23 protein-coding genes are annotated in these 24,015 nt (G+C 67.3%); 18 read left to right on the top strand and 5 right to left on the bottom strand.

Translation table 11 applies throughout. From position 1 onward, the window contains the following. The first annotated feature begins 7 nt into the window (after positions 1-7). Both tesB and pdxT read left to right on the top strand, forming a co-directional pair. Positions 8-844, top strand: a complete 837-nt coding sequence (gene tesB, locus AU185_RS13735; RefSeq protein ID WP_059099889.1) for an acyl-CoA thioesterase II — start codon at positions 8-10, stop codon at positions 842-844. Then, positions 841-1,425 carry a pyridoxal 5'-phosphate synthase glutaminase subunit PdxT gene (pdxT, locus tag AU185_RS13730; protein WP_059099890.1) on the top strand — a complete coding sequence of 195 codons (585 nt, stop codon included), beginning with the start codon at positions 841-843 and terminating at the stop codon, positions 1,423-1,425. The genes tesB and pdxT overlap by 4 nt, the downstream gene beginning before the upstream one ends. 63 nt (positions 1,426-1,488) lie before the next feature. Here pdxT and AU185_RS13725 read toward each other — a convergent pair whose 3' ends face one another. Then, the gene (locus tag AU185_RS13725) at positions 1,489-2,700 is read right to left on the bottom strand and encodes an acyl-CoA dehydrogenase family protein (RefSeq protein WP_059099891.1); all 1,212 of its coding nucleotides are present in this window, start codon (positions 2,698-2,700) and stop codon (positions 1,489-1,491) included. Between the two features lie 82 nt (positions 2,701-2,782). Between AU185_RS13725 and AU185_RS13720 the strand changes: the two genes are divergently transcribed. Together AU185_RS13720 and AU185_RS13715 are read left to right on the top strand one after the other, a co-directional pair. Then, positions 2,783-3,217 carry a hypothetical protein gene (locus tag AU185_RS13720; protein ID WP_059099892.1) on the top strand — a complete coding sequence of 145 codons (435 nt, stop codon included), beginning with the start codon at positions 2,783-2,785 and terminating at the stop codon, positions 3,215-3,217. Between the two features lie 84 nt (positions 3,218-3,301). Next, positions 3,302-4,060 (top strand): YebC/PmpR family DNA-binding transcriptional regulator, encoded by a 759-nt coding sequence (locus AU185_RS13715; RefSeq protein WP_059099893.1) that lies wholly within the window; start codon positions 3,302-3,304, stop codon positions 4,058-4,060. Positions 4,061-4,078: 18 nt separating this feature from the next. On the opposite strand, the gene AU185_RS13710 is transcribed toward AU185_RS13715, so the two are convergent. Then, a complete protein-coding gene (locus AU185_RS13710) occupies positions 4,079-5,308 on the bottom strand; it encodes a mechanosensitive ion channel family protein (protein ID WP_059099894.1) in 1,230 nt (409 codons plus the stop codon). A gap of 161 nt (positions 5,309-5,469) precedes the next feature. On the opposite strand from AU185_RS13710, the gene ruvC reads away from it, so the two are divergent. From ruvC to AU185_RS13690, 4 genes are read left to right on the top strand one after another with little or no spacing between them, the layout of a single operon-like run. After that, the gene (gene ruvC / locus AU185_RS13705) at positions 5,470-6,036 is read left to right on the top strand and encodes a crossover junction endodeoxyribonuclease RuvC (RefSeq protein ID WP_059099895.1); all 567 of its coding nucleotides are present in this window, start codon (positions 5,470-5,472) and stop codon (positions 6,034-6,036) included. Then, positions 6,033-6,620, top strand: a complete 588-nt coding sequence (ruvA, locus tag AU185_RS13700; protein ID WP_059099896.1) for a Holliday junction branch migration protein RuvA — start codon at positions 6,033-6,035, stop codon at positions 6,618-6,620. Before ruvC ends, ruvA begins: the two co-directional genes overlap by 4 nt. Further along, entirely contained in the window at positions 6,617-7,681 is a 1,065-nt protein-coding gene (ruvB, locus tag AU185_RS13695; RefSeq protein ID WP_059099897.1) for a Holliday junction branch migration DNA helicase RuvB, read from the top strand. Before ruvA ends, ruvB begins: the two co-directional genes overlap by 4 nt. 11 nt (positions 7,682-7,692) lie before the next feature. Then, complete coding sequence (locus AU185_RS13690; RefSeq protein ID WP_059099898.1) at positions 7,693-8,331, top strand: hypothetical protein; 639 nt, start codon at positions 7,693-7,695, stop codon at positions 8,329-8,331. Positions 8,332-8,355: 24 nt separating this feature from the next. Here the strand turns inward: AU185_RS13690 and car are convergent, their stop codons facing one another. Next, a complete protein-coding gene (car, locus tag AU185_RS13685; RefSeq protein ID WP_059099899.1) occupies positions 8,356-11,886 on the bottom strand; it encodes a carboxylic acid reductase in 3,531 nt (1,176 codons plus the stop codon). Between the two features lie 134 nt (positions 11,887-12,020). Next, positions 12,021-12,647, bottom strand: coding sequence for a maleylpyruvate isomerase N-terminal domain-containing protein (locus tag AU185_RS13680; RefSeq protein WP_059099900.1), 627 nt, complete (start codon positions 12,645-12,647; stop codon positions 12,021-12,023). Between the two features lie 73 nt (positions 12,648-12,720). Between AU185_RS13680 and AU185_RS13675 the strand changes: the two genes are divergently transcribed. Both AU185_RS13675 and AU185_RS13670 read left to right on the top strand, forming a co-directional pair. Next, positions 12,721-13,476: a hypothetical protein gene (locus AU185_RS13675; protein WP_059100150.1), complete on the top strand. Its 756-nt coding sequence runs from the start codon at positions 12,721-12,723 to the stop codon at positions 13,474-13,476. Between the two features lie 299 nt (positions 13,477-13,775). Further along, the gene (locus tag AU185_RS13670) at positions 13,776-14,024 is read left to right on the top strand and encodes a cytochrome P450 (RefSeq protein WP_231740329.1); all 249 of its coding nucleotides are present in this window, start codon (positions 13,776-13,778) and stop codon (positions 14,022-14,024) included. On the opposite strand, the gene AU185_RS13665 is transcribed toward AU185_RS13670, so the two are convergent. Next, positions 14,021-14,485, bottom strand: coding sequence for a MarR family winged helix-turn-helix transcriptional regulator (locus tag AU185_RS13665; RefSeq protein WP_059100151.1), 465 nt, complete (start codon positions 14,483-14,485; stop codon positions 14,021-14,023). The two genes, AU185_RS13670 and AU185_RS13665, sit on opposite strands and share 4 nt — an antisense overlap. Positions 14,486-14,543: 58 nt before the next feature. Here AU185_RS13665 and AU185_RS13660 point away from each other — a divergent pair, with 58 nt between their 5' ends. The 8 genes from AU185_RS13660 to AU185_RS13625 all read left to right on the top strand — a co-directional run bounded on the left by AU185_RS13660 (position 14,544) and on the right by AU185_RS13625 (position 24,011). Next, positions 14,544-15,383 carry an alpha/beta fold hydrolase gene (locus AU185_RS13660; RefSeq protein WP_059099902.1) on the top strand — a complete coding sequence of 280 codons (840 nt, stop codon included), beginning with the start codon at positions 14,544-14,546 and terminating at the stop codon, positions 15,381-15,383. A 138-nt stretch (positions 15,384-15,521) separates the two neighbouring features. Then, entirely contained in the window at positions 15,522-15,857 is a 336-nt protein-coding gene (gene yajC / locus AU185_RS13655; RefSeq protein WP_059099903.1) for a preprotein translocase subunit YajC, read from the top strand. A 78-nt stretch (positions 15,858-15,935) separates the two neighbouring features. Beyond that, positions 15,936-17,717: a protein translocase subunit SecD gene (secD, locus tag AU185_RS13650; protein ID WP_059099904.1), complete on the top strand. Its 1,782-nt coding sequence runs from the start codon at positions 15,936-15,938 to the stop codon at positions 17,715-17,717. Between the two features lie 3 nt (positions 17,718-17,720). Further along, on the top strand, positions 17,721-18,977 hold the full coding sequence (gene secF, locus AU185_RS13645; RefSeq protein WP_059099905.1) for a protein translocase subunit SecF: 1,257 nt from the start codon (positions 17,721-17,723) through the stop codon (positions 18,975-18,977). A 62-nt stretch (positions 18,978-19,039) separates the two neighbouring features. Beyond that, positions 19,040-20,650 (top strand): ABC transporter substrate-binding protein, encoded by a 1,611-nt coding sequence (locus AU185_RS13640; protein WP_059100152.1) that lies wholly within the window; start codon positions 19,040-19,042, stop codon positions 20,648-20,650. Next, positions 20,617-21,198 (top strand): adenine phosphoribosyltransferase, encoded by a 582-nt coding sequence (locus AU185_RS13635; protein WP_082683885.1) that lies wholly within the window; start codon positions 20,617-20,619, stop codon positions 21,196-21,198. Before AU185_RS13640 ends, AU185_RS13635 begins: the two co-directional genes overlap by 34 nt. A 45-nt stretch (positions 21,199-21,243) precedes the next feature. After that, positions 21,244-23,592: a RelA/SpoT family protein gene (locus AU185_RS13630; RefSeq protein ID WP_059100154.1), complete on the top strand. Its 2,349-nt coding sequence runs from the start codon at positions 21,244-21,246 to the stop codon at positions 23,590-23,592. 125 nt (positions 23,593-23,717) lie between these two features. Then, positions 23,718-24,011, top strand: coding sequence for a DUF4333 domain-containing protein (locus AU185_RS13625; protein ID WP_059099906.1), 294 nt, complete (start codon positions 23,718-23,720; stop codon positions 24,009-24,011). Positions 24,012-24,015 lie beyond the last annotated feature (4 nt).

The raw sequence follows: 24,015 nt of genomic DNA, 5'->3' as shown, positions 1-24,015 counted from the left end.
TTCCTAGATGGCGATCGAACAGATCCTCGACCTCGAGCAGCTCGAGGTCAACATCTACCGTGGCAGCGTCTTCAGCCCCGAATCCGGTTTCCTGCAACGGACTTTCGGCGGACACGTCGCCGGTCAGTCACTGGTTTCGGCGGTCCGCACGGTCGATCCGAAGTTCCAGGTGCATTCGTTGCACGGATACTTCCTTCGGCCGGGCGATGCCAAGGCGACCACGGTGTACATCGTCGAGCGGCTGCGCGACGGCGGCTCCTTCATCACCCGCCGCGTCAACGCCATTCAGCACGGCGAGACGATCTTCTCGATGTCGGCGTCCTTCCAGACCGACCAGAGCGGAATCGAGCACCAGGACGCGATGCCCGTGGCGCCGCCGCCCGACGACTGCCCGGGGCTGACCGAGATCAAGGCGTTCGACGACGCGGGCTTCAACCAGTTCGCCGAGTGGGACGTCCGCATTGTTCCGCAGGAGAAGATGACGCTGCTGCCCGGCAAGGCTTCTCAGCAGCAGGTGTGGTTCAGGCACCGGGACCCGCTGCCCGACGACTACGTGCTGCACATCTGCGCGTTGGCCTACATGAGCGACCTCACCCTGCTGGGTTCGGCGCAGGTGCATCACGCCGACAAACGCCGGCATCTGCAGGTGGCCTCGCTGGATCACGCGATGTGGTTCATGCGCCAGTTCCGCGCGGACGAATGGCTGCTCTACGACCAGTCGTCGCCGTCGGCGTCGGGCGGCCGCTCGCTGTGCCAGGGCAAGATCTTCAACCAGTACGGCGAGATGGTGGCGGCGGTCATGCAGGAGGGGCTCACCCGCTACAAGCGCGACTACCTGCCGTGAGCGGTCGACACGTCGGCGTGCTCGCGCTGCAGGGGGACACCCGCGAGCATGTGGCCGCGCTGCGCGAAGCAGGCGCGGAGGCGTCGACCGTGCGGCGGGTGCGGGAACTGGAGGCCGTCGACGCGCTGGTGATCCCCGGCGGGGAGTCCACCGCGATGAGCCACCTGCTGCGCGAACTCGACCTCCTGGAGCCGCTGCGGTCGCGATTGGCCGACGGGATGCCGGCCTACGGATCGTGCGCGGGCATGATCCTGCTCGCATCGGAGATCCTGGACGCCGGGGCGCCCGGCCGGGAGGCCATACCGTTGAAGGGCATCGATATGACGGTGCGGCGCAACGCGTTTGGCCGTCAAGTTGATTCGTTCGAGGACGACATCGAGCTCGGCGGCGTCGACGGCCGAGTGCACGCGGTGTTCATTCGGGCGCCGTGGGTGGAACGTGTCGGTCCCGGCGTCGAGGTGCTCGGCGAGGCGGCGGGGCACATCGTCGCGGTGCGCCAGGGCAAGCGGCTGGCGACGGCCTTTCATCCGGAGATGACCGGCGACCGCCGCATCCACAAGCTGTTCGTCGACATGCTCTAAGACGCGATTTGTGGAGCCGCACCGGCGGTGAGCGCCGCCAACACTCCACAAATCGCCGGAGGGCTAGCGGATCTCCAGGCCGGTGACCGCGCGACCGATCACCAGGCGCTGAATCTCGCTGGTGCCCTCGAAGATCGTGAAGATCTTGGCGTCGCGGTGCATCCGTTCGACCGGATACTCGCGGGTGTAGCCGTTGCCCCCGAGGATCTGGATCGCCTCGTCGGTGACGTAGACCGCGGTCTCGCTCGCGACCAGCTTGGCCATCGAGCCTTCGGCGTTGTCGAACGGCTTGCCGTTGCGCGCCATCCATCCGGCACGCCACACCAACATCCGGGCGGCGTCGACGCGGGCCTTCATATCGGCCAACTTGAATGCGATCGCCTGGAATTCGCCGATCTTGCGGCCGAACTGCTCACGTTGGCGGGCGTAGTCGAGGGCGTACTCGTAGGCCGCGCGGGCCACGCCGACCGCCATCGCGCCGACGCTGGGGCGCGTGCGCTCGAACGTCGCCAGCGCCGCCTGCCCCTTGGCCTTCTTGCCCTCGCGCACCCGCGCAATGCGTTCCTCGAACTTGTCTCTGCCGCCGACGATCAACCCGCCGGGGATGCGCACATCCTCGAGTACCACCTCGGCGGTGTGCGAAGCGCGGATGCCGTGCTTGAGGAACTTCTGCCCCTGCCGGAAACCGGGCGTGTTCGGCGGGATGATGAACGTCGCCTGTCCGCGCGTGCCGAGTTCGGGATACACCGAGGCGACCACGATGTGCACCTCGGCGATTCCGCCGTTGGTGGCCCAGGTCTTCACACCGTTGAGCACCCACTCGTCCTTGGCCTCGTCGTAGCGGGCGCGGGTGAGGATGGCGCCGACGTCGGAACCGGCGCCCGGTTCGGACGAACAGAACGACGCCACTTTCGGCTCGTTGACGGTGCCGAACATCTGCGGCAGCCATTCGGCCATCTGCTCGGGAGTTCCGTTGGCGGCCAACGATGCCGCCGCGAGGCCGGTGCCCAGGATGGACAGTGCGATGCCCGCGTCGCCCCAGAACATTTCCTCGAAGACCACCAGCATGCCGAGGCCGGACGGTTCGGCGGCCTGCTCGGCGAACATCTCCATCGAGTACAACCCGACCTTCGCGGCCTCCTGAATGATCGGCCACGGCGTCTCTTCGCGTTCGTCCCACTCGGCGGCGGCGGGCCTGATGACGTCGGCGGCGAAATCGTGCACCCAGTCCCGGATGTGAACGAGATCGGGCGAGAGCTCCAGCGAGAAGGACATGAAGCAATATCTTACTCCGGAGTAAGATAGCTGCGAAGTACTGTGTCCGAGGTAACAGCACTGCTGAGTCCCGGGAACTCACATGGCGATGGTCGAAGTGGAGCCGCAGCCGCGCATCGACACGATCGTGCGGCTCGCGAGCGGCGGCGATGTGCGGCGCACAGAATACGTCGGAACCGCCTGGTTCGACGGCAAGCCCATCGTGTCGGGCCTCGTGCTGCGCCGACCGGCGAACACACCGAAGGGCATCCGCACGCCGAACTTCTCGGTGTCGTTTTTCATTCCGGACAGCCTCGCGTACGACCGGGCCACGCTGGGCAGTCCGACCCTGTCTGTCTCGGTTGTCCTGCGGGCCGCCGGGGAGACGGGCGTGATCGTCGACGCCGCGGCGACGTTCACCGACGACCCGTCGGGCGCCCCGACGTGGCTCCAATTGCACGTTCAGGGTCACCTGGGTTGGCCGGCCGCGGTGGACTACCGTGTCGTCGCGCTGACGTCGCCCGACGCTGTTCGGTAGGGCGCAAACGTCCACGTAGACTCGTCGGGCGGACTCTGCACACGAACTTGGCGCACCAACAGCGCACGGAGAGGTACTACCTGCATGAGCGGCCATTCCAAGTGGGCCACCACCAAGCACAAGAAAGCCGTCATCGATGCCCGCCGCGGCAAGATGTTCGCCAAATTGATCAAAAACGTCGAGGTCGCGGCCCGCGTGGGCGGCGGCGACCCGGCGGGTAACCCCACGCTGTACGACGCGATCCAGAAGGCCAAGAAGTCGTCGGTGCCCAACGACAACATCGAAAGGGCCCGCAAGCGCGGCAGCGGCGAGGAAGCCGGCGGCGCCGAATACCAGAACATCACTTATGAGGGCTACGGCCCCAACGGCGTCGCGGTGCTGATCGAATGCCTCACCGACAACCGCAATCGAGCGGCCGGAGAGGTCCGCGTCGCGATGACCCGCAACGGCGGCAACATGGCCGACCCCGGATCGGTGTCCTACCTGTTCTCCCGCAAGGGCGTCATCACGCTGGAGAAGAACGGCCTCACCGAGGACGATGTGCTGATGGCAGTGCTCGAAGCCGGGGCCGAAGACGTCAACGATCTCGGCGACTCTTTCGAGATCCTCTGCGAGCCAAGTGATCTCGTCGCGGTGCGCACCGCTCTGCAGGACGCCGGCATCGACTACGAGTCGGCCGAGGCCGGTTTTGAGCCGTCGGTCAGCGTGCCGCTGGACGTCGACGGTGCGCGCAAGATCATGAAGCTGGTCGACGCGCTCGAGGATCTCGACGACGTCCAGGACGTCTACACCAACATCGACATCCCCGACGAGGTCGCGGCCGAACTCGACAACGACGACTAGAGGTCGGACAGTCCAGCCTCAGCGGCTGCCGTTGGACCGCACGAGCTCGTCGTCCTCGCACTCGATGGTGTGATCGAACGCCTTGGCGCGTTCCTCGGCTTCGGGACTGCCGGAGAACATTCCCGCCGCGACGCGCTTGGTCTCGCCGGCGACTTCGCGGTCGGTCTGCGCTTCCGGGGCGGGCGCCGCGGGTTCGATGCGCTGGATGGGCACCACGCCGCCGGTGCGCTGGACCCAGTCGACCAGCCCTTCGCGCACCGCGCACTGAAGGTCGAACAGCGCGCCCGCGTTGTGCGCGCTGACGACGATCCGCACTCGCACCACACCGCCGACCGCGTCGGTCACCTGCAACACGCCGCGCCGGCCGTCCCAGAGGTCACTCTCGGCGAGTAGGCGGTCCAACTCGGCGCGCATGTCGTTGAACGGGACGTTGAAATCCACGTCGAACTCCACGGCGCCCATGATCTCGGTGGCGCTGCGGGTCCAGTTCTCGAACGGCTCGGTGGTGAAGTAGGTGGACGGCAGGACCAGCCGGCGTTCGTCCCAGATTCGTACGACGACGTAGGTCAGCGTGATCTCCTCGATGCGGCCCCACCACTGGCCGTTCTCGAGCTGCACGATGTCGCCGACGCGGATTGCGCCGGAGAACGCGATCTGCATACCGGCGAACACCGCGCCCAGCGACGTCTGTGCAGCCAGGCCGGCGACCACCGACAACACCCCCGCTGAGGCGAACACCGTGGTGCCGATGTCGGAGAACGACGGGAAGGTCATCAGGATCGCGGCGCCGCCGAGGATGACGACGATGGCGATCGCGAGCCTGCGCAGCACCGTGACCTGTGTCCGGACTCGACGCCAGAGCCGGTCGGCGTCCGAGATCTCCTCACCGCCGCCGCCGTAGCGGGCGATCATGCGCTGTTCGGCGACGCGGACCAGACCGGTGAGCAGCCAAGTGATGGAGGCGATCAGCAGGATCAGCAACCAGTGATCCACCCATCCGCGCCACGAGTCGGCGGTGTCGGAGGTCCGTCGGACCGCGATCGTCGCCGCGAGCACCATCAGCAGCAGGCGCACGGGCTTGCGGGTGAGCACCTCGATGTCCTTGATCAGACCGCTGCGGCGACTGATCCGCGCCATCAGCCAGGTCAACACCACCCCGAAGACGTATACGGCGGCAATTGCTCCGGCCGCCCAGGCCAAGGTGACGGCGATGTTGCTTGCGGTCTGCAGTTCGGTCTCGTCCGGCATGGGGATGAGCTCAACTCCACGAATCGGGGACACGGTCTCTCCGCGACGGTAGCGGCGGGGCCGCCCGCCGTCACATCACGATCGGCGAGGGCGTGTCCCTACCGGGCGTCGTCCTCCCGGGCGGCTAAGCTCTCGAACAAGTGTTCACAGAAGGGCATGGCGTGCGGGTGATGGGAGTCGACCCCGGGTTGACGCGCTGCGGGCTGTCCGTCATCGAGGGCGGCAAGGGCCGGCAGGTCATCGCGTTGGACGTCGACGTGGTACGGACTCCGTCCGGGGATCCGCTGCATCGGCGGCTGCTGGTGATCAGCGACACCGTCGAGTACTGGATGGACACGCACAAACCCGACGTGATCGCGATCGAGCGAGTGTTCTCCCAGCAGAACGTCTCGACCGTGATGGGCACCGCGCAAGCCGGCGGCGTCATCGCACTCGCCGCTGCCAGGCGCGACATCGACGTGCATTTCCACACACCGAGCGAGGTCAAGGCGGCGGTCACCGGCAACGGCAACGCCGACAAGGCCCAGGTCACCGCTATGGTGACCAGAATCCTTGCGCTACAGACCAAACCGACACCGGCAGACGCCGCCGATGCGTTGGCGCTGGCGATCTGTCATTGCTGGCGGGCACCGATGATCGCCCGGATGGCGGCGGCAGAGGCTCTCGCCGCCGAACAACAACGCAAGTACAAGGCGACGCTCAAGGCGAAAGCGAAGGCGGCACGATGATCGCATCCATCCGCGGTGAGGTTCTCGACATCGCACTCGACCACGTCGTGATCGAAGCGGCCGGGGTGGGCTACAAGGTGATGGCGACCCCGTCGACACTGGCCACGCTGAGGCGCGGCACCGAGGCCCGCCTGATCACCGCGATGATCGTGCGCGAAGACTCCCAGACGCTGTACGGCTTCGCCGATGCCGACGCGCGCGACCTGTTCCTCACACTGCTCGGGGTTTCCGGCATCGGGCCGAGCATCGCGCTCGGGGCGCTGGCGATGTACGACGGCCCCACCCTTCGCCAGGCCATCGGTGACGGCGACATCACCGCGCTGACCCGGATCCCCAAGGTGGGCAAGAAGACCGCCGAATTCATGGCGCTGAGCCTGCGTGACAAGGTCGGCATGAGTACACCGTCGGGCGCCACCACGGTGAACGGGCATTCGGTGCGCGGTCCGGTGGTCGAAGCGCTTGTCGGACTTGGATTTGCGGCCAAGCAGGCCGAAGAGGCCACCGACAAGGTGTTGGCCAACGAGCCCGAAGCCTCTCAGTCGACTGCATTGCGGGCGGCGTTGTCCATGCTGGGGAACAAATGAGCCGGTTCACCGACGACGACGCCGAGTCCGAGGACCGTGAGGTCTCCCCGGCGCTGACCGTCGGTGAGGGCGACATCGACGCCAGCCTGCGGCCGCGGTCGCTGGGGGAGTTCATCGGCCAGCCCCGGGTCCGGGAGCAGCTGCAGTTGGTCATCGAGGGCGCCAAGAACCGCGGCGGCACACCGGATCACATCCTGTTGTCGGGCCCGCCGGGCCTCGGGAAGACCTCGCTGGCGATGATCATCGCCGCCGAACTAGGGTCGTCGCTGCGGGTCACCTCCGGTCCGGCGTTGGAGCGCGCCGGCGACCTGGCGGCGATGCTGTCGAACCTCGTCGAGCACGATGTGCTGTTCATCGACGAGATCCACCGCATCGCCCGGCCTGCCGAGGAGATGCTCTACCTCGCGATGGAGGACTTCCGGGTCGACGTCGTCGTCGGGAAAGGCCCCGGGGCCACGTCGATTCCGCTCGAGGTCGCGCCGTTCACGCTCGTCGGGGCGACCACCCGGTCCGGTGCGCTGACGGGTCCGCTGCGGGATCGTTTCGGTTTCACCGCTCATATGGACTTCTACGAACCCGCCGAACTCGAGCGGGTGCTGGCGCGCTCGGCGGGGATCCTCGGCATCGAGTTGGGTGCTGATGCGGGGGCCGAGATCGCACGTCGTTCGCGCGGCACACCGCGCATCGCGAACCGACTTCTGCGCCGAGTCCGCGACTACGCGGAGGTGCGCGCGGACGGGGTGATCACCCGCGATATCGCCAAGGCGGCGCTGGAGGTCTACGACGTCGACGAACTCGGGCTGGACCGCCTCGACCGAGCCGTACTGTCCGCGCTGATACGCAGTTTCGGCGGCGGGCCCGTCGGCGTCTCGACGCTGGCGGTCGCGGTCGGCGAAGAGGCGACCACCGTCGAGGAGGTGTGCGAGCCCTTCCTGGTGCGGGCCGGGATGCTCGCACGCACCCCCCGCGGTCGCGTCGCCACCGCGCAGGCGTGGACGCATCTCGGCATGACGCCGCCGAGCGGTGTCGGCGGTCTCGGGCAGGTCGGCCTGTTCGACTGAGGAGGACGGCGATGGGAAGCGGCACGATCAGGCTCGGCGGAATACTCGGCGTTGCCTCCGCAGGCGTCGTGGTGCCGGCGTATGTGGCGGGGTCTCCGGAGACGCCGAAAGACGCCAACGGTGTCCAGGCCTATTTCGACGGCGCCCCAACGTTTCTCACCGTCAACGGCACGCTGCCGTTGCTGCATCTCCTGTTCGGTCTGCTGTTCCTCGGCGTGCTCGTGGCGATCCTGCGGTCGGCCGCCGGGCCAACGGGCGCGGTGTACACCGCCGCGCTCGGCGGGGCGGTATTCCTGTCCGTGACCGCTGCCGGACTGGCCGCCGAGGTCGCCGTGCCAGCCGCCATCGTGCGGTTCGACGACATGACCGTGACGGCCTACTCCCAACCGTTCCTCGACCTGGCGGTGTGGCTGTACCACTACAGCCATATCGGTTCTGCGGCACTGATATTCGCCACCGCATACATCGTCTGGCGCACTGGCGTGCTGCCGAAGTGGTCGGCGGCGCTGGCGGTGCTGGGCGTGCCGGCGTTGCTGCACACCTGGATCGGCCTGCCGGCCGCGTACAGCGTGATCGCGTGGATTGCGTTGACCGGGCTGTTGATGCTGGCGATACCGCCGGTCGTGCACGTGGAAAGTGTCGGCGCGTAAGGCGCCGCACGCTCGGCGAGCGGTCTACACCAGCCCCAGCAACTGCAGATCGGTGACGTACTTGACGATGACGTCGCGGGTCACGTGCGGAATGTCCTTGTCGGGGCCGATCTTCGCGTCCTGTACCGCCGTCCGGAAGCGCTCGGTCGGCGCGATCGATCCCCGAATCGGCGTTTCCGGCCGCTGATAGTTGTGCAGCAGCGGAAGCAGCGACGCCTGACGTTGCCGTTCCGGCAACGCGCGAATCGCGGTGTCGAACCGGTGCAGCCAGGTGGCGTAGTCACCGACGCGTTCGATCCGATATCCCGCGTCGATGAGCCAGTCGACGAACTCGTCGAGCCCGAGACCGTCGTCGTAGGGGTTCATCACGTGATAGGTCTCGAACGCCGCACCGGGTGCATGGCCCACCTGCTCGCCCAGCGTCGAGATGGCCTCGGCGATGAACTCGACCGGCAGCCCGTCGTAGTGCGCCCGCTGCCGGTTCCCATCGCCGTCGACCTCGTAGAACGAGAACGGCGCGATGCCGGTCGCAACCAGGCTGAGAACCAACCGGGTGAACATGTCGGGCAGGTTGAGCTGGCCCGCGTAGGTGGTGTCGGCGAGGATCATGTCGCAGCGGAACACCGACACCGGCAGCCCGCTGAGATCGTGTGCCTCGCGCAGCAGTACCTCGCCTGCCCACTTGCTGTTGGAGTAGCCGTTGGCGTATCCGGTGGTGGGGTTGTCGTCGACCTTGCGCGTCGCGCTGATCACCCGGATGTCGCCGTCCTCGGTGAACTGGCCGGGCGGGACGCCCGCGCCCACTCCGATCGTCGAGACGTAGACGAACGGCTTGATCTTCGTGGTGAGCGCCAGCCGGATGAGCTCGGCGGTTCCGACGACGTTGGGGCCGAACAGTTGGCGGTAGGGCAGCACGTGGTTGACCAACGCGGCCGGGTCGACGATCAGGTCGACGGTGTCGGCCAGCCGCTGCCAGGTGTGCCGATCCAGGCCGAGGTCGGCCTCGCCCTTGTCGCCGGCGACGACCTCGAGGTGCTCGACGGCCAATTCACGGTAGTGACGGAGTAATTCGGGATCACCCGAGTCGAACGTGTCGTCCAACCGTGCGCGTGCCGACGCGTCGTCCTTGGCCCGAACCAGGCAGATGACCTTGCCGTCGACCAGCTCCATCCGCTCGAGCCATTCGAGGGCCAGATACCGGCCGAGGAAACCCGTCGCGCCGGTCAGCAGCACCGTGCGCACCTCGGAGGCCGGACCCGGCAACGACGGTGCCGCCGCGAGCGTCTCCGCGTCGACGAACTTGTCCAGCGTGAGGTCGCCGGCGCGGGCTTCGACGGTGTCGCGGCCGTGCACCGATGCGAACGTCGGGCGCACGGAGCCGCGCCGGGCCGCCTCGACGTAGTTCGCCAGCGCCGTCAGGTCGTTCGCAGGGCTGACGATGACGCCGACCGGCACGTCGATGTCGTAGATCTCGGTCAGCAGATTGCCGAAGGTCAACGCCGACAGCGAATCACCGCCCAGGTCGGTGAAATGCGCATCGGGTTGCACGTCGGCTGCCGCGGCGCCGAGGAGCGCACCTGCGGCGCGGCTGACCGTCTCGATGACGGGTCGGTCGGCGCCATGAAGGCGCAGGTCGCGCAATTCGCTGGCCTGGGTGTCGGCCAGCTGGCTGTAGAGCTGTTCGAGCCGCTCGCCGTAGCGCTCCTTCAGCTTCGGGCGCGCGAGCTTGCGAATACCGGTCAGCAGACCGTTCTCGAGCGTGAACGACGTTGTCTCCACGATGAAGTCGCGCGGGATCTCATAGGACTGCAGTCCCGCGGTCCGGGCCACGTCCTGCAGGGATTCGGTGATCGCACTCTTCAGCGAGTCGTCGCTGTGGCGGGCGAGCGCATCCTCGGTCGGCACGATCACCGCGAGCAGGTACGAGCGAGCGCTGTTGCCGTAGACGAAGATCTGGCGAACAAGCGGGCTGGTGCCGAACGCCGCTTCGAGTTTGGACACCGTGACGAACTCGCCCTGCGACAGTTTGAGCACGTTGTTGCGCCGGTCGAGATAGGTCAGGCGGTCCGGGCCCAATTCCGCGACGACATCACCGGTCCGGTAGTACCCGTCGGCGTCGAACACCTCCGCAGTGGTCTCCGGGCGCTTGTAGTAGCCCGGGAACATCGTCTCGGACTTGATCAGCAATTCGCCTCGCGGATAAGGCCGATCGGTGCGGAAGTAACCGAGGTCCGGGACATCGGCGAGCTTGTAGTCGATGACCGGCGGCCGGGCCACCTGCCCGTCGACGAAAACCGCGCCGGCTTCGGTCGATCCGTAACCGTCGGTCAGGTGCAAGTCGAGCAGCGATTCGACGAACGCCGTCATCTCCGCCGAGATCGGCGCGGAGCCCGTCATCGCGGAAACGAACCGGCCGCCGAGCAGGTTCTGGCGTAGATCGGCCAGGACTTCGGTCTCGGCGGCACCGCGGCCGACGCCGGCGGCGCTTTGGCGGTCGACCTCGCTTTGAAACTGTTGAAAGATCATGTCCCAGACCCGCGGAACGAAGTTCAATTGGGTGGGCCGCACCAACGCGAGGTCATCCAACAACGTCGAAAGATCGCTCCTGGCAACGAAATAACCGATGCCGCCGGCGCCCAACGTCGCGTACAGGATGCCGCGGCCCATCATGTGACTCATCGGCATGAAGTTCAACGTGATCGACGGAAGCGCTTCTCCGGCCCCCCACGTGGCCATGCTCGACCGACGCCAGGAGCCCGCCACCATCTTGGCCGGGTACATCGCGCCCTTCGGCGTTCCTGTGCTGCCCGAGGTGTAGATCAGCAGCGCGAGGTCGTCGTCGCCGAAGTCGAACGGAGTCGGAGTCGGCAGTGCCCGGCCGCGAGCGAGCGTGTCGACCAACGTCTCGACCACGACGTCGGTTTCGGCCAACCGCGATCGCGCGGCCGCAAGTGCGTCGCGGTGGTCATCGAGCTGTGCGTGATAGTCGAACACCATCAGTCGCTGCGGGAGGTGGCCGGTGAGCATCACCTCGACGGCGTCGTCGAGGAGGTCGACGCTCGAGGCGATCACGACGGGCTCGGTTTCGGCGGCGACGGGCCGGAGTTGTCCGACCGGCGCACTGGTCTGCAGGGGCACCGAAACCGCGCCCACACGCAGCAGTGCCATGTCGATGGTGGTGTAGTCGATGCTGGTGAAGCCGAGGATGGCGACCCGATCACCAGGCTGGACGCCGTTGTGCGTCAGCGCGGCGGCGACGGCGTCGACGCGGTCGGACAGTTCGCGATAGGTGATGGTGTCGAACCGCGAAAGCAGTTGCGCAGATGTCCTACCGGTATCGGCGTCGGTGACGAACTCGAGCGCGCGTTGTCCGAGCGCGGGCCGGTCGGCGTAGGCGTCGAAGATCGTGTGGAGAACACGGGGGAGGGTCAGGTCTGACGCTTCGATCGCGTGGGCGATGTGTTCGTTCGGTTGGGCGGCGGCGAACTGGGGATCGCTGGCGAACAGGTGGGAGATGCGGCGGGCCAACCTGGTTTCACGAATATCAGAAGTCATCACGGAATCTTTCGAAGTGCACGGATATGAGGGGCGCGCCGTTGCGTCCACCAATTACATCGTTAGTAAAACTAATTGTATTCCTGATGCCCGTCCGGCATGCGACCGGGCTTGGCGTGTGGCGTAGCGCCTGGTCAGCGGATCGCCGGGACGGCCGCTTCTGGGGCCGAGCGCCCGGCGAGCACTTCGACAGCGGCGGTGGGATCCGGCACGGCGATCAGCAAGTCGCGCGTCGCCGTCACCGCTTCGGTGGACGGTTCGACCCCGCCGACCGCGTCGGCAAGGTCGAGCAGGTGCACCGTCGCCTCCATCAAGGCGGTCTCGGCGACGACCGCCAACGTGGTGCTGCCGACGAACGGATACGCGATCGCGATGTCGGCCGGCATCGGGGTGGCGCGCAGGAGCCGCGCGCATTCGGTGAACCGGTCGGCGGCGGCCTGCGGGGTCAGGGCTGCGGCTCGCGACACGGCCGACTCGGCGAGGCTCTCGGCGTCCGTGTTGGCCACCCCGTCGGGCTCGTTGAAGCGGCGCAACAGCACCGCGGCGTCCGTGACCGCGGCGGGCCCTGCGATGACCGCGTCGGCGAACCGGTCGAACATGGCCGGCTCGGGAGTGACGTGGGCGAGCAGCGCCGCAACGTCCCAGCCGTTACATCGGGTCGGTGTCGCCCACTCCTGCGCCGTCAGTTGCGCGCACCGGCGTGCCCAGCGGTCCCACGCGTCGGCCAAAACGCGGCGGGCTGTGTCACCGTCGAGTCGCATAGGGCCAAACGTAGCCAAACACCGGTTACGGGGCCGTCAACGTGGGTAATCAGCCAGCGACCTAGGAGGCATGATGACCGATACGCGTGTACGGCCGCGGGGTGGGCGGATGCGGATGCCGCGCAGCCGCGGGGCCATGAGCGGTTTCCTGTTGATTCTGTTGGGCGCGTGGGGTGCGCTGGTTCCATTCGTCGGCCCGCTGTTCAATTTCGCGTTCAGCCCGGATCAGGCGTGGACGTGGACGACCGGGCGTGGCTGGCTGGAGGTGCTGCCGGGCGTGGTGACCGTGCTGGGCGGATTGCTGCTGCTCATGTCGCGTAACCGCGCGACGGCGATGCTGGGCGGCTGGCTGGCCGTCGCGGGCGGCGCGTGGTTCATCATCGGCCGTGCCCTGGCCGGACCGCTGGGGATCGGCGATGCGGGTGTGCCTGTCGCCGCGACCGAAGGCAAAGAGGTCGCGCTCGAGCTGACGTACTTCTACGGGCTCGGCGCGCTGATCGTCTTCCTCGGCGCGGCCGCGCTGGGGCGGATCTCGGTGCGCAGCGTTCGTGACGTCGAGTGGGCGGACCGCCCGGTGACTGCGGGCGCGGTCGCCGAGCAGCCGGCTCACACCGTCGCCGAACCTGCTCCCGTTGTCGGTGAGCCCGCGATGGCAGAGCAACGCACGACGTCTACGGACCAACCCGTGGCGGCTGCGCAGCCCGCGATGGCCGAGCAGCGGACCGAGGTCGTCGGCCCCACGGCCGACACCACGCCGCCGCGCCGCCGCAGCCTGCTGGACAGGTTCCGCAGCGGTGGTGGGAGCCGCGGCCGCTTCGCACACCGGTAACTGCCTGTATCAGACGCGCAGTGCCCCGACGCGCGCCGTGTTCGGGGCACTGCGCGTCTCGTCGTGTCCGGGTTCGGGTGACGTAGGTCCCAAGTCGACGCCCGTGCGACGAGTCTCACCGGGTCGCTGTGATCTGCATGACTGAACGAGTCCTGCACAGAAGCTAGCCTGGCTATGTAACCGCGCCGTATCGGTGGCGCCGATAAACCGCCTTTTCACTTATTGCTTAGGAGACCCGGATGGCCGAGAGGCGTGGCATCACTGATTCCATTGCCGCACGCCAACATTCAGCAACTGCGGTGTGTGAGGCACTCGGCTTCCCTGAAGAGGACTGGCCGATGTTCGCGCGGTGGGCCGCGGGTCCGATGACGTCGCACGACGAAGAAGCGCTGTACCAGTACGTCGATGTGATGATCGCCGACCGCTGCTGGAAGCCGACCGACGATCTCCTTTCGCACCTGATCGACCTCGAGGTCGACGGCGTCGAACTCACCGCCGACGACATCCACCGTTTCGTCGCCACGCTGGTGGGCGCCGCCACCTTCTAGCGCCGGGCATCTTCGGGGTTGAGTCCGTCCAACAGGCGTTGCATCGTCTGGCACATCTGAGCGAAGTTCCGTTCACCGACGACGTCCGCCCAGCGCGCTTCGATGTCGGCGACGCGGGCGCCGGCGTCGGCCATGAGAGCTCGTCCGCGTTTGGTCAGATCGATCAGCTTGGCCCGGCCGTCCGCGGGATCCGGCGCTCGGCTGAGGTAGCCCAGCGACTCGAGGTCGTTGACTAGCTCCGAGGTCGCAGCAAGGCTCAGCTGGGCGCGATCGGCGAGTTCGGTGAGCCGGATGCCGCCCGTCCGGATATTGCCGAAGATCGCCAAGTGTGGCTCGCGTACATCGCCGTAGCCGGCCTCGGCGCGGGGGGCTGCCAGATCGTCGCGAAACTCCCGCAGCAGACGGAGGAGTAGTTGTCCGACCGCTTGACGGTCTGGCGTCTGATGCCTTGACGAAGCCATGACCACCGAGGATACTACGGTTACCGAAGTTTCGGTTTCCGAAGTAATCGAGGGCCCCATGACCGCCTCCAGCCCGAATTTCGTCAGCACCGACCTCTGCCGGCTACACGTTCGTCGCACGGGAGCGGGGCCGCCGGTGGTGTTGTGGCACAGCCTCTTCGTCGACTCGCGGTCTTGGGGTGCCCTGGTGGACACACTCGCCCGCGACCGAACCGTCTACACGATCGACGGTCCGTCCCACGGCAAGAGTGAGGCCGTCCGGCGCGACTTCGCCTTCGAAGAAGTCGTCGCCGCAGCAGAGCAGGCATTGGATCGTCTCGGCATCACGGAGCCCGTCGACTGGGTGGGCAACGCGTGGGGTGGGCACATCGGTATCTGGCTCGCCGCCGCGGACAAGCCACGGTTGCGCACGCTCACGACGATCGGGACGCCGGTACGGGGGTTCACCATGGCGGAGAAGCTCACGAAGGGTTGGCCGCTCGTCGAGATCTACCGGTTTGCCGGACCCAACGGCTTCATCATGAAGCAGCTGTCGGACTCGCTGCTCGGCGCCGAATCCGTGACAGGTCATCCGGAACACGCACGGGTGACGATGGCGGCATTCCGAGATGCCGACCGCAGCGGCATGTATCACGCGATGCGGTCGATGATGCTCAAACGCGCCGGCGTGGAAGGCCTACTGGCCGACGTCAAGGTCCCCACGCTGGTGATGTCGGTGCGCGAGGACGTGATGGGTTGGCGCCCCGAGGAGGCCCGCCGAACGTGCACCGCCATCCCGGACTGCCGCGTCGAGGAGGTCGCAGGGACCGGGCATGTGTCTCCGTTGCTGGTCGACCGCGACCGAATCGTCCGGTTACTGAGTGATTTGTGGAGTCGCACCGGCGGTCAGCGCCGTTAGGACTCCGCAAATCGCGATGGCTCGGGAGGGCGGGCCCATCGGCGCGGACATGCGCAATGGCACACTGGTCAGTTATGGGCGCGCGGCCCCACTGTCGCTGCGCCGTGACCACAAGACCTAACGAAAGACTTTGTTGCCATGGATCTGGTCGTCTTCCTGCCCCTGCTCATCGTGCTGGGCGCGTTCATGTTCTTCGCGTCGCGCCGCCAGAAAAAGGCGATGCAGGCCACCATCGACCTGCACAATTCGCTGCAAATCGGGGACCGCGTGCACACCACGTCGGGTCTTGTCGGAACCATCACCGGCATCACCGACGACGAAGTCGAGCTGGAGATCGCGCCCGGCGTCGTCACCACCTGGATGAAGCTCGCCGTGCGCGACCGCATCACCGATGACGACGAGTTCGACGACGTCGAGCCCGAGTCGACGGCCACCGAGCTCACCGAAAGCCCGAACACCAAGACCGACGGCTGAGTCCGAGGCCCAAGGACACAGCTGGAGCCCGTACCCTTGCGGTGCTGACGAACCGATCTCGAGGAGACCTGAGGAAACGTGGCATCGTCTTCGACGCCGGTGCACCCTGCCCGCTACCTGTCGCTGTTTCTGGTGTTGCTCGTCGGCGCCTTCTGCCTGGTCTTTCTGACCGGGGACAAGAAGCCCGAGCCGAAACTGGGCATCGACCTGCAGGGCGGCACCCGCGTCACCCTGACTGCACGCACGCCCGACGGGTCGCCGCCCACCCGTGATGCGCTGAACCAGGCGCAGCAGATCATCAACGACCGAGTCAACGGGCTCGGCGTGTCCGGTTCCGAAGTGATCATCGACGGCAACAACCTCGTCATCACGGTGCCCGGCAGCGAGAGCAGCGACGCCCGCAACCTGGGCCAGACCGCGCGGCTGTACATCCGGCCGGTCATCCATGTCATCCCCGCCGAAAGCCCCGGCCAGCAGCCGCCGGCGGAGGCCCCGCCGGGCGCACCACCGGGTGCCCCGATGCTGCCCGGCCAGCCGCCGGGCGCACCCGCGGAGCCCGGGGTTCCGACGCAACCGGGCGAGCCACCCGCCGCGCCACCCGCCGCCCCGGCGGTACCGCCGGCCCCGCAGCCGCGGCCCTATCCGCAGCAACCGCCGACGCAACCGGCGCCCGAGCCGCCTCCCACCCCGGCGCCCTCGTCGGCACCGCCCGCGCCGCCGCAGGCTGAGCCGCAGTCACCGGAGGACGTTCCGCTGCAGCAGCGCATCGCCGACGAGAAGCAGTTGCGGCAGAGCACCGACCAGCAGATCCAGATTCTGGCCCTGCAGTTCCAGGCCACCCGCTGCGATGAGGAAGACGTCCTCGCCGGCAATGACGATCCGAACCTTCCGCTCGTCACCTGCTCGGACGACGGCAGCCAGGTGTACCTGCTGGACAAGGCGATCATCAACGGTGAGCAGATCGAGGACGCCACCTCCGGTCTGGACCAGCAGCGCGGCGAGTACGTCGTCGACCTCCAGTTCAAGGGTGAGGGAGCGAAGACCTGGGCGGACTTCACCGCCGCCAACGTCGGCACCCAGACCGCGTTCGTGCTCGACACCAAAGTGATGAGCGCACCCGAGATCCGGGAGGCGATCCCGGGCGGACGTACCCAGATCACGGGTCAGTTCAACCAGCAGACCGCGCGTGAATTGGCCAACGTGCTGAAGTATGGCTCGCTGCCGTTGTCGTTCGAGTCGTCGGAGGCCGAAACCGTCTCCGCCACATTGGGTCTGTCGTCACTGCGGGCCGGTCTCATTGCCGGCGCGGTCGGATTGGCGTTGGTTCTGCTCTACTCTCTGCTCTACTACCGGATGCTGGGCGTACTGACCGCGCTGTCGCTCGTCGCTTCCGGCGCAATGGTTTACGCGATACTGGTGCTGCTCGGCAGATGGATCGGGTACACGCTCGACCTGGCCGGCATCGCCGGTCTGATCATCGGTATCGGCATGACGGCGGACTCCTTCGTGGTGTTCTTCGAACGCATCAAAGACGAGATCCGCGAAGGGCGTTCGTTCCGGTCGGCGGTACCGCGCGGCTGGGCACGCGCGCGCAAGACCATCGTCTCCGGCAACGCGGTGACACTGCTTGCCGCGGTGGTGCTGTACATCCTGGCCGTGGGTCAGGTCAAGGGCTTCGCGTTCACCCTCGGCCTGACAACGGTTCTCGACGTGGTGGTGGTCTTCCTCGTGACGTGGCCGCTGGTGTACATGGCGTCGAAGTCGCCGACCATGGCCAAGCCTTCGCTCAACGGCCTCGGTGCGGTGCAACAGATCGCCAGGGAGCGACGGGCAGCCGCGCACGCGACGGGACGGGATTAACACATGGCGGCCAAGCAGTCATCGGACGAACAACAGACCAGCGCGGTGGAGGCGCCCGACCTCGCGGCCGCAACGCCGCGGCACGGGTTCTTCGTCCGGCTCTACACCGGCACCGGTGCGTTCGAGGTCATCGGCAAACGCAGGCTGTGGTACACGGTCAGCGGCCTGATAGTCGCGGTCTGCCTGGCCAGCATGCTGTTGCGCGGCTTCACCTTCGGTATCGACTTCGAAGGCGGCACCAAGGTGTCGATGCCGACCGCGACGGAGTCGGGCACGGTGACGACACAACAGGTCGAAGACGTGTTCAGCAAGACGCTGGGCCAGAGCCCGGAGTCGGTGGTGGTCGTCGGCAGCGGCGGATCGGCCACCGTGCAGATCCGGTCCGAGCACCTGACCAATGCCGAGACCGAGGAGCTGCGCACCGCGCTCTTCGACGCCTTCAAGCCCAGAGGCGCCGACGGCCAGCCGAGCAAGCAGGCGATCAGTGATTCGGCGGTGTCGGAGACCTGGGGCGGCCAGATCACCCAGAAGGCGTTGATCGCCTTGGTGGTGTTCCTGGTCCTGGCGGCCATCTACATCACCGTGCGCTATGAGCGCTACATGGCGATCGCGGCGTTGGCCACCCTGGTGTTCGACCTCGTGGTGACGGCAGGGGTGTACTCGCTCGTCGGCTTCGAGGTGACGCCCGCGACCGTGATCGGCCTGCTCACCATCCTCGGCTTCTCGCTGTATGACACCGTCATCGTGTTCGACAAGGTCGAGGAGAACACCCAGGGCTTCGAACACACGACGCGGCGCACGTTCGCCGAGCACGCCAACCTCGCCGTCAACCAGACCTTCATGCGATCGATCAACACCAGCCTCATCTCGGTGTTGCCGATTCTGGCGCTGATGGTCGTCGCGGTGTGGCTGCTGGGCGTGGGCACGCTGATGGACCTGGCGCTGGTGCAGCTGGTCGGCGTGATCGTCGGGACGTACTCGTCGATCTACTTCGCCACGCCGCTGCTGGTGTCGTTGCGGGAGCGAACTGAACTGGTGCGCAACCACACCCGCCGGGTGATGAACCGCCGCAAGGGCGCGACGGCGCGAGCCGCCGAAACGGGCACCGCCGAAGAACCGGAGACCGTCGGCGCCACCGCAGGCGCGCGCGCCGACACGACGCCGCCGCCGGACAAGCCGGCCCCGGGTGCCCGTCCGGTGCGGCCGACCGGCAGCCGGACCGGGCGACCGTCGGGCAAGCGCGACGCCCGGCGGCGGTAGGGGAGATGATCGTCGGCAAAAGGCCGGGGCCGGTGCGACGTTGCGGCGTGCTGGCGCTGGTCATGGTGCTGGCCGCAGCGCTGGCGTCGGCGTGTACGTCCAGCCCCGCCGACAGCGTGGACTATGCCGTCGACGGCTCGCTGATCACCTACAACACCAACACCGTCGCCGGCGCCGCCTCGGGCGGCCCGCAGGCGTTCGCGCGGGTCCTGACCGGATTCAACTACCACGGACCGGACGGGCAGATCGTCGGAGATCACGACTTCGGAACGATTTCTGTGGTCGGCAGGCAACCGTTGGTGCTCGACTACGAGATCAACGCCAACGCGGTCTACTCCGACGGCAAGCCGATCACCTGCGACGATCTGGTGTTGGCGTGGGCATCGCAGTCCGGCAGGTTCGCAACCTTCGACGCCGCCAGCCGCGCCGGTTACAGCGACATCGCATCAGTGGACTGCACGCCGGGGCAGAAGAAGGCGCGGGTGTCGTTCGCGCCGGATCGCGGGTTCGTCGACTTCGGCCAGCTGTTCTCCGCGACGTCGATGATGCCGTCGCACGTCATCGCCGATCAGCTCGGGCTCGGCGACGGGGGCGTCACGAAGGCCATCCTGCAGAACGACGGTGCGGCGGTGGAGCGCATCGCCCAGGTCTGGAACACCGGGTGGAACCTCAAACCGGGCATCGACCTGAAGAAGTTCCCCTCCTCGGGGCCCTACAAGCTGGACGAGGTGACCGAGGACGGCGCGGTCGTGCTGGTCGCCAACGACAAGTGGTGGGGCGCCGAACCGGTGACCGAAACGGTGACGGTGTGGCCGCGCGGCGCCGACATCCAGGAAAAGGTCAACCAGGGCGCCTACGACGTCGTCGACATCGCAGCCGGTTCGTCGGGCACGCTGAACATGCCCGACGACTACGTGCGCACCGACGCCCCCTCGGCCGGCATCGAACAGCTCATCTTCGCCCCGCGGGGCGTGATGGCCGCGCCGCCCGCGCGCCGTGCGCTGGCCCTGTGCACACCGCGCGACGAGATCGCCCGCAACGCCGAAGTGCCCATCGCCAACTCGCGGCTCAACCCCTCCGCCGAGGACGCGTACAGCGCGGCTGAGGGCGGCCCCGCACCGGGGCAGTTCGTCGCCGCCAACCCCGAGGCGGCGCGGGCTGCGCTCAACGCGCGGCCGTTGACGGTCAGGATCGGCTACCACAGCCCCAACGCGCGGCTGGCCGCCACCGTCGGGGCGATTGCCAAGGCGTGCGCGCCGGCGGGCATCACCGTTCAGGATGTCGCGAGCAACACCGTCGGCCCACTGTCGTTGCGCAACAACGAGATCGACGTGCTCATCGCCAGCACCGGCGGGGCGGCGGGCAGCGGGTCGTCCGGTTCCTCGGCGATGGACGCGTACCAGTTCCACACCGGCAACGGCAACAACCTGCCGCGGTACTCCAACCCGCAGATCGACCGCATCATCGCGACGATGGCCATCACCAACGACCCCAAGGAGCTGGCCCGACTGCTCGGCGAGGGCGGTCCGGTGCTGTGGGCCGATATGCCGACGCTGCCGCTGTACCGACAGCAGCGGACCGTTCTGAAGTCCAAGAAGATGTTCGCGGTCAGCAGCAACCCGACCCGGTGGGGCGCGGGATGGAACATGGACCGTTGGGTGCTCGAGCAGTGAGCGACGGACCCGGCCGGCCGACGGCGGGAGACATCTCGACGCTGATCGCGAAGAGGATGCGGGAGGTGCCCGACTTCCCCGAACCGGGCATCGCGTTCAAGGACCTCACCCCGCTGTTGGCCGACGGCCACGGGTTGGCCGCGGTCACCGATGCGCTCGCCGAAGCTGCCGCCGACGCGGATCTGGTGGCGGGCATCGACGCGCGCGGATTTCTGCTCGGTGCGGCGGTCGCACTGCGACTGGGGACGGGCGTGTTGGCGATCCGCAAGGGCGGCAAGCTGCCGCCGCCGGTGCATAGCGAGACCTATTCGCTCGAATACGGCACCGCGACCCTGGAGATTCCGGCCGACGGCATCGACATCGGCGGCCGCAAGGTGGTGATCATCGACGATGTGCTCGCCACCGGCGGAACAGCGGCCGCGGCGGCCAGGTTGCTGCAGCACGCCGGCGCGTCGGTGACCGGTGCCGCGGTGCTGCTCGAACTGACCGCGCTCAACGGTCGCGCAGTGCTCGAGCCGCTGCCGGTCACATCGTTGCACCGGGTCTGAGGGATATCCTCGGAGGCGGGCCACACATCGCTGGAGGAGGTGACCATGGCTGAGGAACCCGGCACGGGCCAGGCCGTGCAGTCGCCGCCGCAAACGCAGCCCGAGTCGCCGACGCCGGAGACACCGAAAGCCTCAGCCAGCGCGTCGCGCCGCGTGCGCGCCCGGCTGGCGCGGCGGATGACGTCGCAGCGCAGCGCTATCAACCCGGTCCTCGAGCCGCTGGTCGCGGTCCACAAAGAGATCTACCCCAAGGCGAATCTGCAGTTGTTGCAGCGCGCCTACGAGGTCGCCGAACAGCGCCACGCCGATCAGTTGCGCCGCTCGGGCGATCCGTACATCACCCACCCGTTGGCGGTGGCGAACATCCTGGCCGAGCTCGGCATGGACACCACCACGCTGATCGCAGCGCTGCTGCATGACACGGTCGAGGACACCGGGTACACGCTGGAAGCGCTGACCGAGGAGTTCGGCACCGAGGTCGGTCATCTGGTCGACGGCGTCACCAAGCTGGACAAGGTTGCGCTGGGCACCGCCGCCGAGGGCGAGACCATCCGCAAGATGATCATCGCGATGGCGCGCGACGCCCGCGTGCTGGTGATCAAGGTCGCCGACCGGCTGCACAACATGCGCACCATGCGGTTCCTGCCGCCCGAGAAGCAGGCGCGCAAGGCGCGCGAAACCCTGGAAGTGATTGCTCCGCTTGCGCACCGGCTGGGGATGGCAACGGTCAAGTGGGAGCTCGAAGACCTGGCGTTCGCGATCCTGCACCCGAAGAAGTACGAGGAGATCGTGCGGCTGGTCGCCGACCGGGCGCCGTCGCGCGACACCTACCTCGCCAAGGTGCGCGCGGAGATCAACGCGACGCTGAGCGCGTCGAAGATCGATGCGGTCGTGGAAGGAAGGCCCAAGCACTACTGGTCGATCTACCAGAAGATGATCGTCAAGGGCCGAGACTTCGACGACATCCACGATCTCGTCGGCGTGCGCATCCTCTGCGACGAGATCCGGGATTGTTACGCGGCTCTCGGCGTCGTGCACTCGCTGTGGCAGCCGATGGCCGGGCGGTTCAAGGACTACATCGCGCAGCCGCGGTACGGCGTCTATCAGTCGTTGCACACCACCGTCGTCGGGCCCGAGGGCAAACCGCTGGAAGTGCAGATCCGCACGCACGATATGCACAAGACCGCCGAACTGGGCATCGCCGCGCACTGGCGCTACAAGGAAACCAAGGGGCGCAACGGCGTTCCGAGCCAGCACTCGTCGGCCGAGATCGACGACATGGCCTGGATGCGACAGCTTCTCGACTGGCAGCGTGAGGCCGCCGACCCCGGCGAGTTCCTGGAGTCGCTGCGTTACGACCTTGCGGTGCAGGAGATTTTCGTGTTCACCCCGAAGGGCGACGTGATCACGCTGCCGACCGGGTCGACACCCGTCGACTTCGCTTACGCGGTGCACACCGAAGTCGGTCACCGCTGTATCGGCGCACGGGTCAACGGCCGCCTCGTCGCGCTCGAGCGAAAGCTCGAAAACGGGGAAGTGGTCGAGGTTTTCACCTCCAAGGCGCTCAATGCCGGCCCGTCGCGCGACTGGCAGACCTTCGTGGTGTCGCCACGCGCGAAGGCCAAGATCCGGCAGTGGTTCGCCAAGGAGCGCCGCGAGGAAGCGCTCGAGGCGGGTAAGGACGCGATCGCCCGCGAGGTTCGCCGTGGCGGGCTTCCGTTGCAGCGGTTGATGAATGCCGAATCGATGGGCGCACTGGCCCGCGAACTGCGGTATGTGGACGTCTCCGCGCTCTACACCGCGGTGGGCGAGGGTCACGTCTCGGCGCGGCATGTGGTGCAGCGGTTGGTCGCCCAGGTCGGCGGTGACGAGGAAGCCTCCGACGAACTGGCCGAGCGCTCCACCCCTGCGACGATGCCGGTGCGCCACCGCACCAGCGACGATGTCGGGGTGGCCGTTCCAGGCGCCCCGGGTGTGTTGACCAAACTGGCCAAGTGCTGTACGCCGGTACCCGGCGACAACATCATGGGCTTCGTGACGCGCGGCGGCGGCGTGAGCGTGCACCGCACCGACTGCACGAATGCCTCGTCGCTGCAGCAACAATCGGAGCGCATCATCGAGGTGAAGTGGGCGCCGTCGCCGTCGTCGGTGTTCCTGGTCGCGATCCAGGTCGAGGCGCTGGACCGGCACCGGTTGCTGTCCGACGTCACGCGGGTGCTGGCCGACGAGAAGGTCAACATTCTGAGCGCGTCGGTGACGACATCCAACGATCGGGTGGCGATCAGCAGGTTCACCTTCGAGATGGGCGACCCCAAACATCTCGGCCATGTGCTCAACGTGGTGCGGAATGTGGAAGGCGTGTACGACGTCTACCGGGTCACTTCCGCGGCGTGAGCCGCAATGGGGCGGAAGCGGCGTGAGCCGCAATGGGGCAGAAGCGGCGTGAGCCGCGTTCGGTGCTCCGCCGGCAAATTGAGATGACACCCGTCAATTTTTGCCGGGTCTGCGATACTGCGACGATGCGTCCCGCCTTGCTCGTTGTTCTCGTTTCGCTCGGCGTCGTGCTCGCCGGCTGCAGTTCCACGATCAAGCCGGAAGGGGCCGCGCAATCGGTCGTCGACCTCGTCTCGGAGCAGACCGGGTTCAAGCCCACAGACGTGAAGTGCCCCGAGGGCGTCGAGGCCGAAGAGGGCACGAAGTTCGAGTGCACGTTCACCGGGCCGGAGGGCAAGGAGTACACCGCGAACTTGCGGGTGACCAAAGTCGAAGGTGACGACGTCGAGTTCTACATCGAGACCGCACCCAGCGAATAGTCGC

The sequence above is a fragment of the Mycobacterium sp. GA-0227b genome, assembly GCF_001499855.1.
Classification (GTDB): domain Bacteria; phylum Actinomycetota; class Actinomycetes; order Mycobacteriales; family Mycobacteriaceae; genus Mycobacterium.
This window is presented reverse-complemented; position numbering and strand designations above follow the sequence as displayed.

What these genes read in the sequence shown, in the direction of transcription:
- tesB (WP_059099889.1), top strand. Translation starts at nt 8, where the DNA reads ATGGCGATCGAACAGATCCTCGACCTCGAGCAGCTCGAGGTCAACATC.
- AU185_RS13725 (WP_059099891.1), bottom strand. Translation starts at nt 2,700, where the DNA reads ATGTCCTTCTCGCTGGAGCTCTCGCCCGATCTCGTTCACATCCGGGAC.
- AU185_RS13720 (WP_059099892.1), top strand. Translation starts at nt 2,783, where the DNA reads ATGGCGATGGTCGAAGTGGAGCCGCAGCCGCGCATCGACACGATCGTG.
- AU185_RS13715 (WP_059099893.1), top strand. Translation starts at nt 3,302, where the DNA reads ATGAGCGGCCATTCCAAGTGGGCCACCACCAAGCACAAGAAAGCCGTC.
- AU185_RS13710 (WP_059099894.1), bottom strand. Translation starts at nt 5,308, where the DNA reads ATGCCGGACGAGACCGAACTGCAGACCGCAAGCAACATCGCCGTCACC.
- ruvA (WP_059099896.1), top strand. Translation starts at nt 6,033, where the DNA reads ATGATCGCATCCATCCGCGGTGAGGTTCTCGACATCGCACTCGACCAC.
- ruvB (WP_059099897.1), top strand. Translation starts at nt 6,617, where the DNA reads ATGAGCCGGTTCACCGACGACGACGCCGAGTCCGAGGACCGTGAGGTC.
- AU185_RS13690 (WP_059099898.1), top strand. Translation starts at nt 7,693, where the DNA reads ATGGGAAGCGGCACGATCAGGCTCGGCGGAATACTCGGCGTTGCCTCC.
- car (WP_059099899.1), bottom strand. Translation starts at nt 11,886, where the DNA reads ATGACTTCTGATATTCGTGAAACCAGGTTGGCCCGCCGCATCTCCCAC.
- AU185_RS13680 (WP_059099900.1), bottom strand. Translation starts at nt 12,647, where the DNA reads ATGCGACTCGACGGTGACACAGCCCGCCGCGTTTTGGCCGACGCGTGG.
- AU185_RS13675 (WP_059100150.1), top strand. Translation starts at nt 12,721, where the DNA reads ATGACCGATACGCGTGTACGGCCGCGGGGTGGGCGGATGCGGATGCCG.
- AU185_RS13665 (WP_059100151.1), bottom strand. Translation starts at nt 14,485, where the DNA reads ATGGCTTCGTCAAGGCATCAGACGCCAGACCGTCAAGCGGTCGGACAA.
- AU185_RS13660 (WP_059099902.1), top strand. Translation starts at nt 14,544, where the DNA reads ATGACCGCCTCCAGCCCGAATTTCGTCAGCACCGACCTCTGCCGGCTA.
- yajC (WP_059099903.1), top strand. Translation starts at nt 15,522, where the DNA reads ATGGATCTGGTCGTCTTCCTGCCCCTGCTCATCGTGCTGGGCGCGTTC.
- secF (WP_059099905.1), top strand. Translation starts at nt 17,721, where the DNA reads ATGGCGGCCAAGCAGTCATCGGACGAACAACAGACCAGCGCGGTGGAG.
- AU185_RS13640 (WP_059100152.1), top strand. Translation starts at nt 19,040, where the DNA reads ATGGTGCTGGCCGCAGCGCTGGCGTCGGCGTGTACGTCCAGCCCCGCC.
- AU185_RS13635 (WP_082683885.1), top strand. Translation starts at nt 20,617, where the DNA reads ATGGAACATGGACCGTTGGGTGCTCGAGCAGTGAGCGACGGACCCGGC.
- AU185_RS13630 (WP_059100154.1), top strand. Translation starts at nt 21,244, where the DNA reads ATGGCTGAGGAACCCGGCACGGGCCAGGCCGTGCAGTCGCCGCCGCAA.
- AU185_RS13625 (WP_059099906.1), top strand. Translation starts at nt 23,718, where the DNA reads ATGCGTCCCGCCTTGCTCGTTGTTCTCGTTTCGCTCGGCGTCGTGCTC.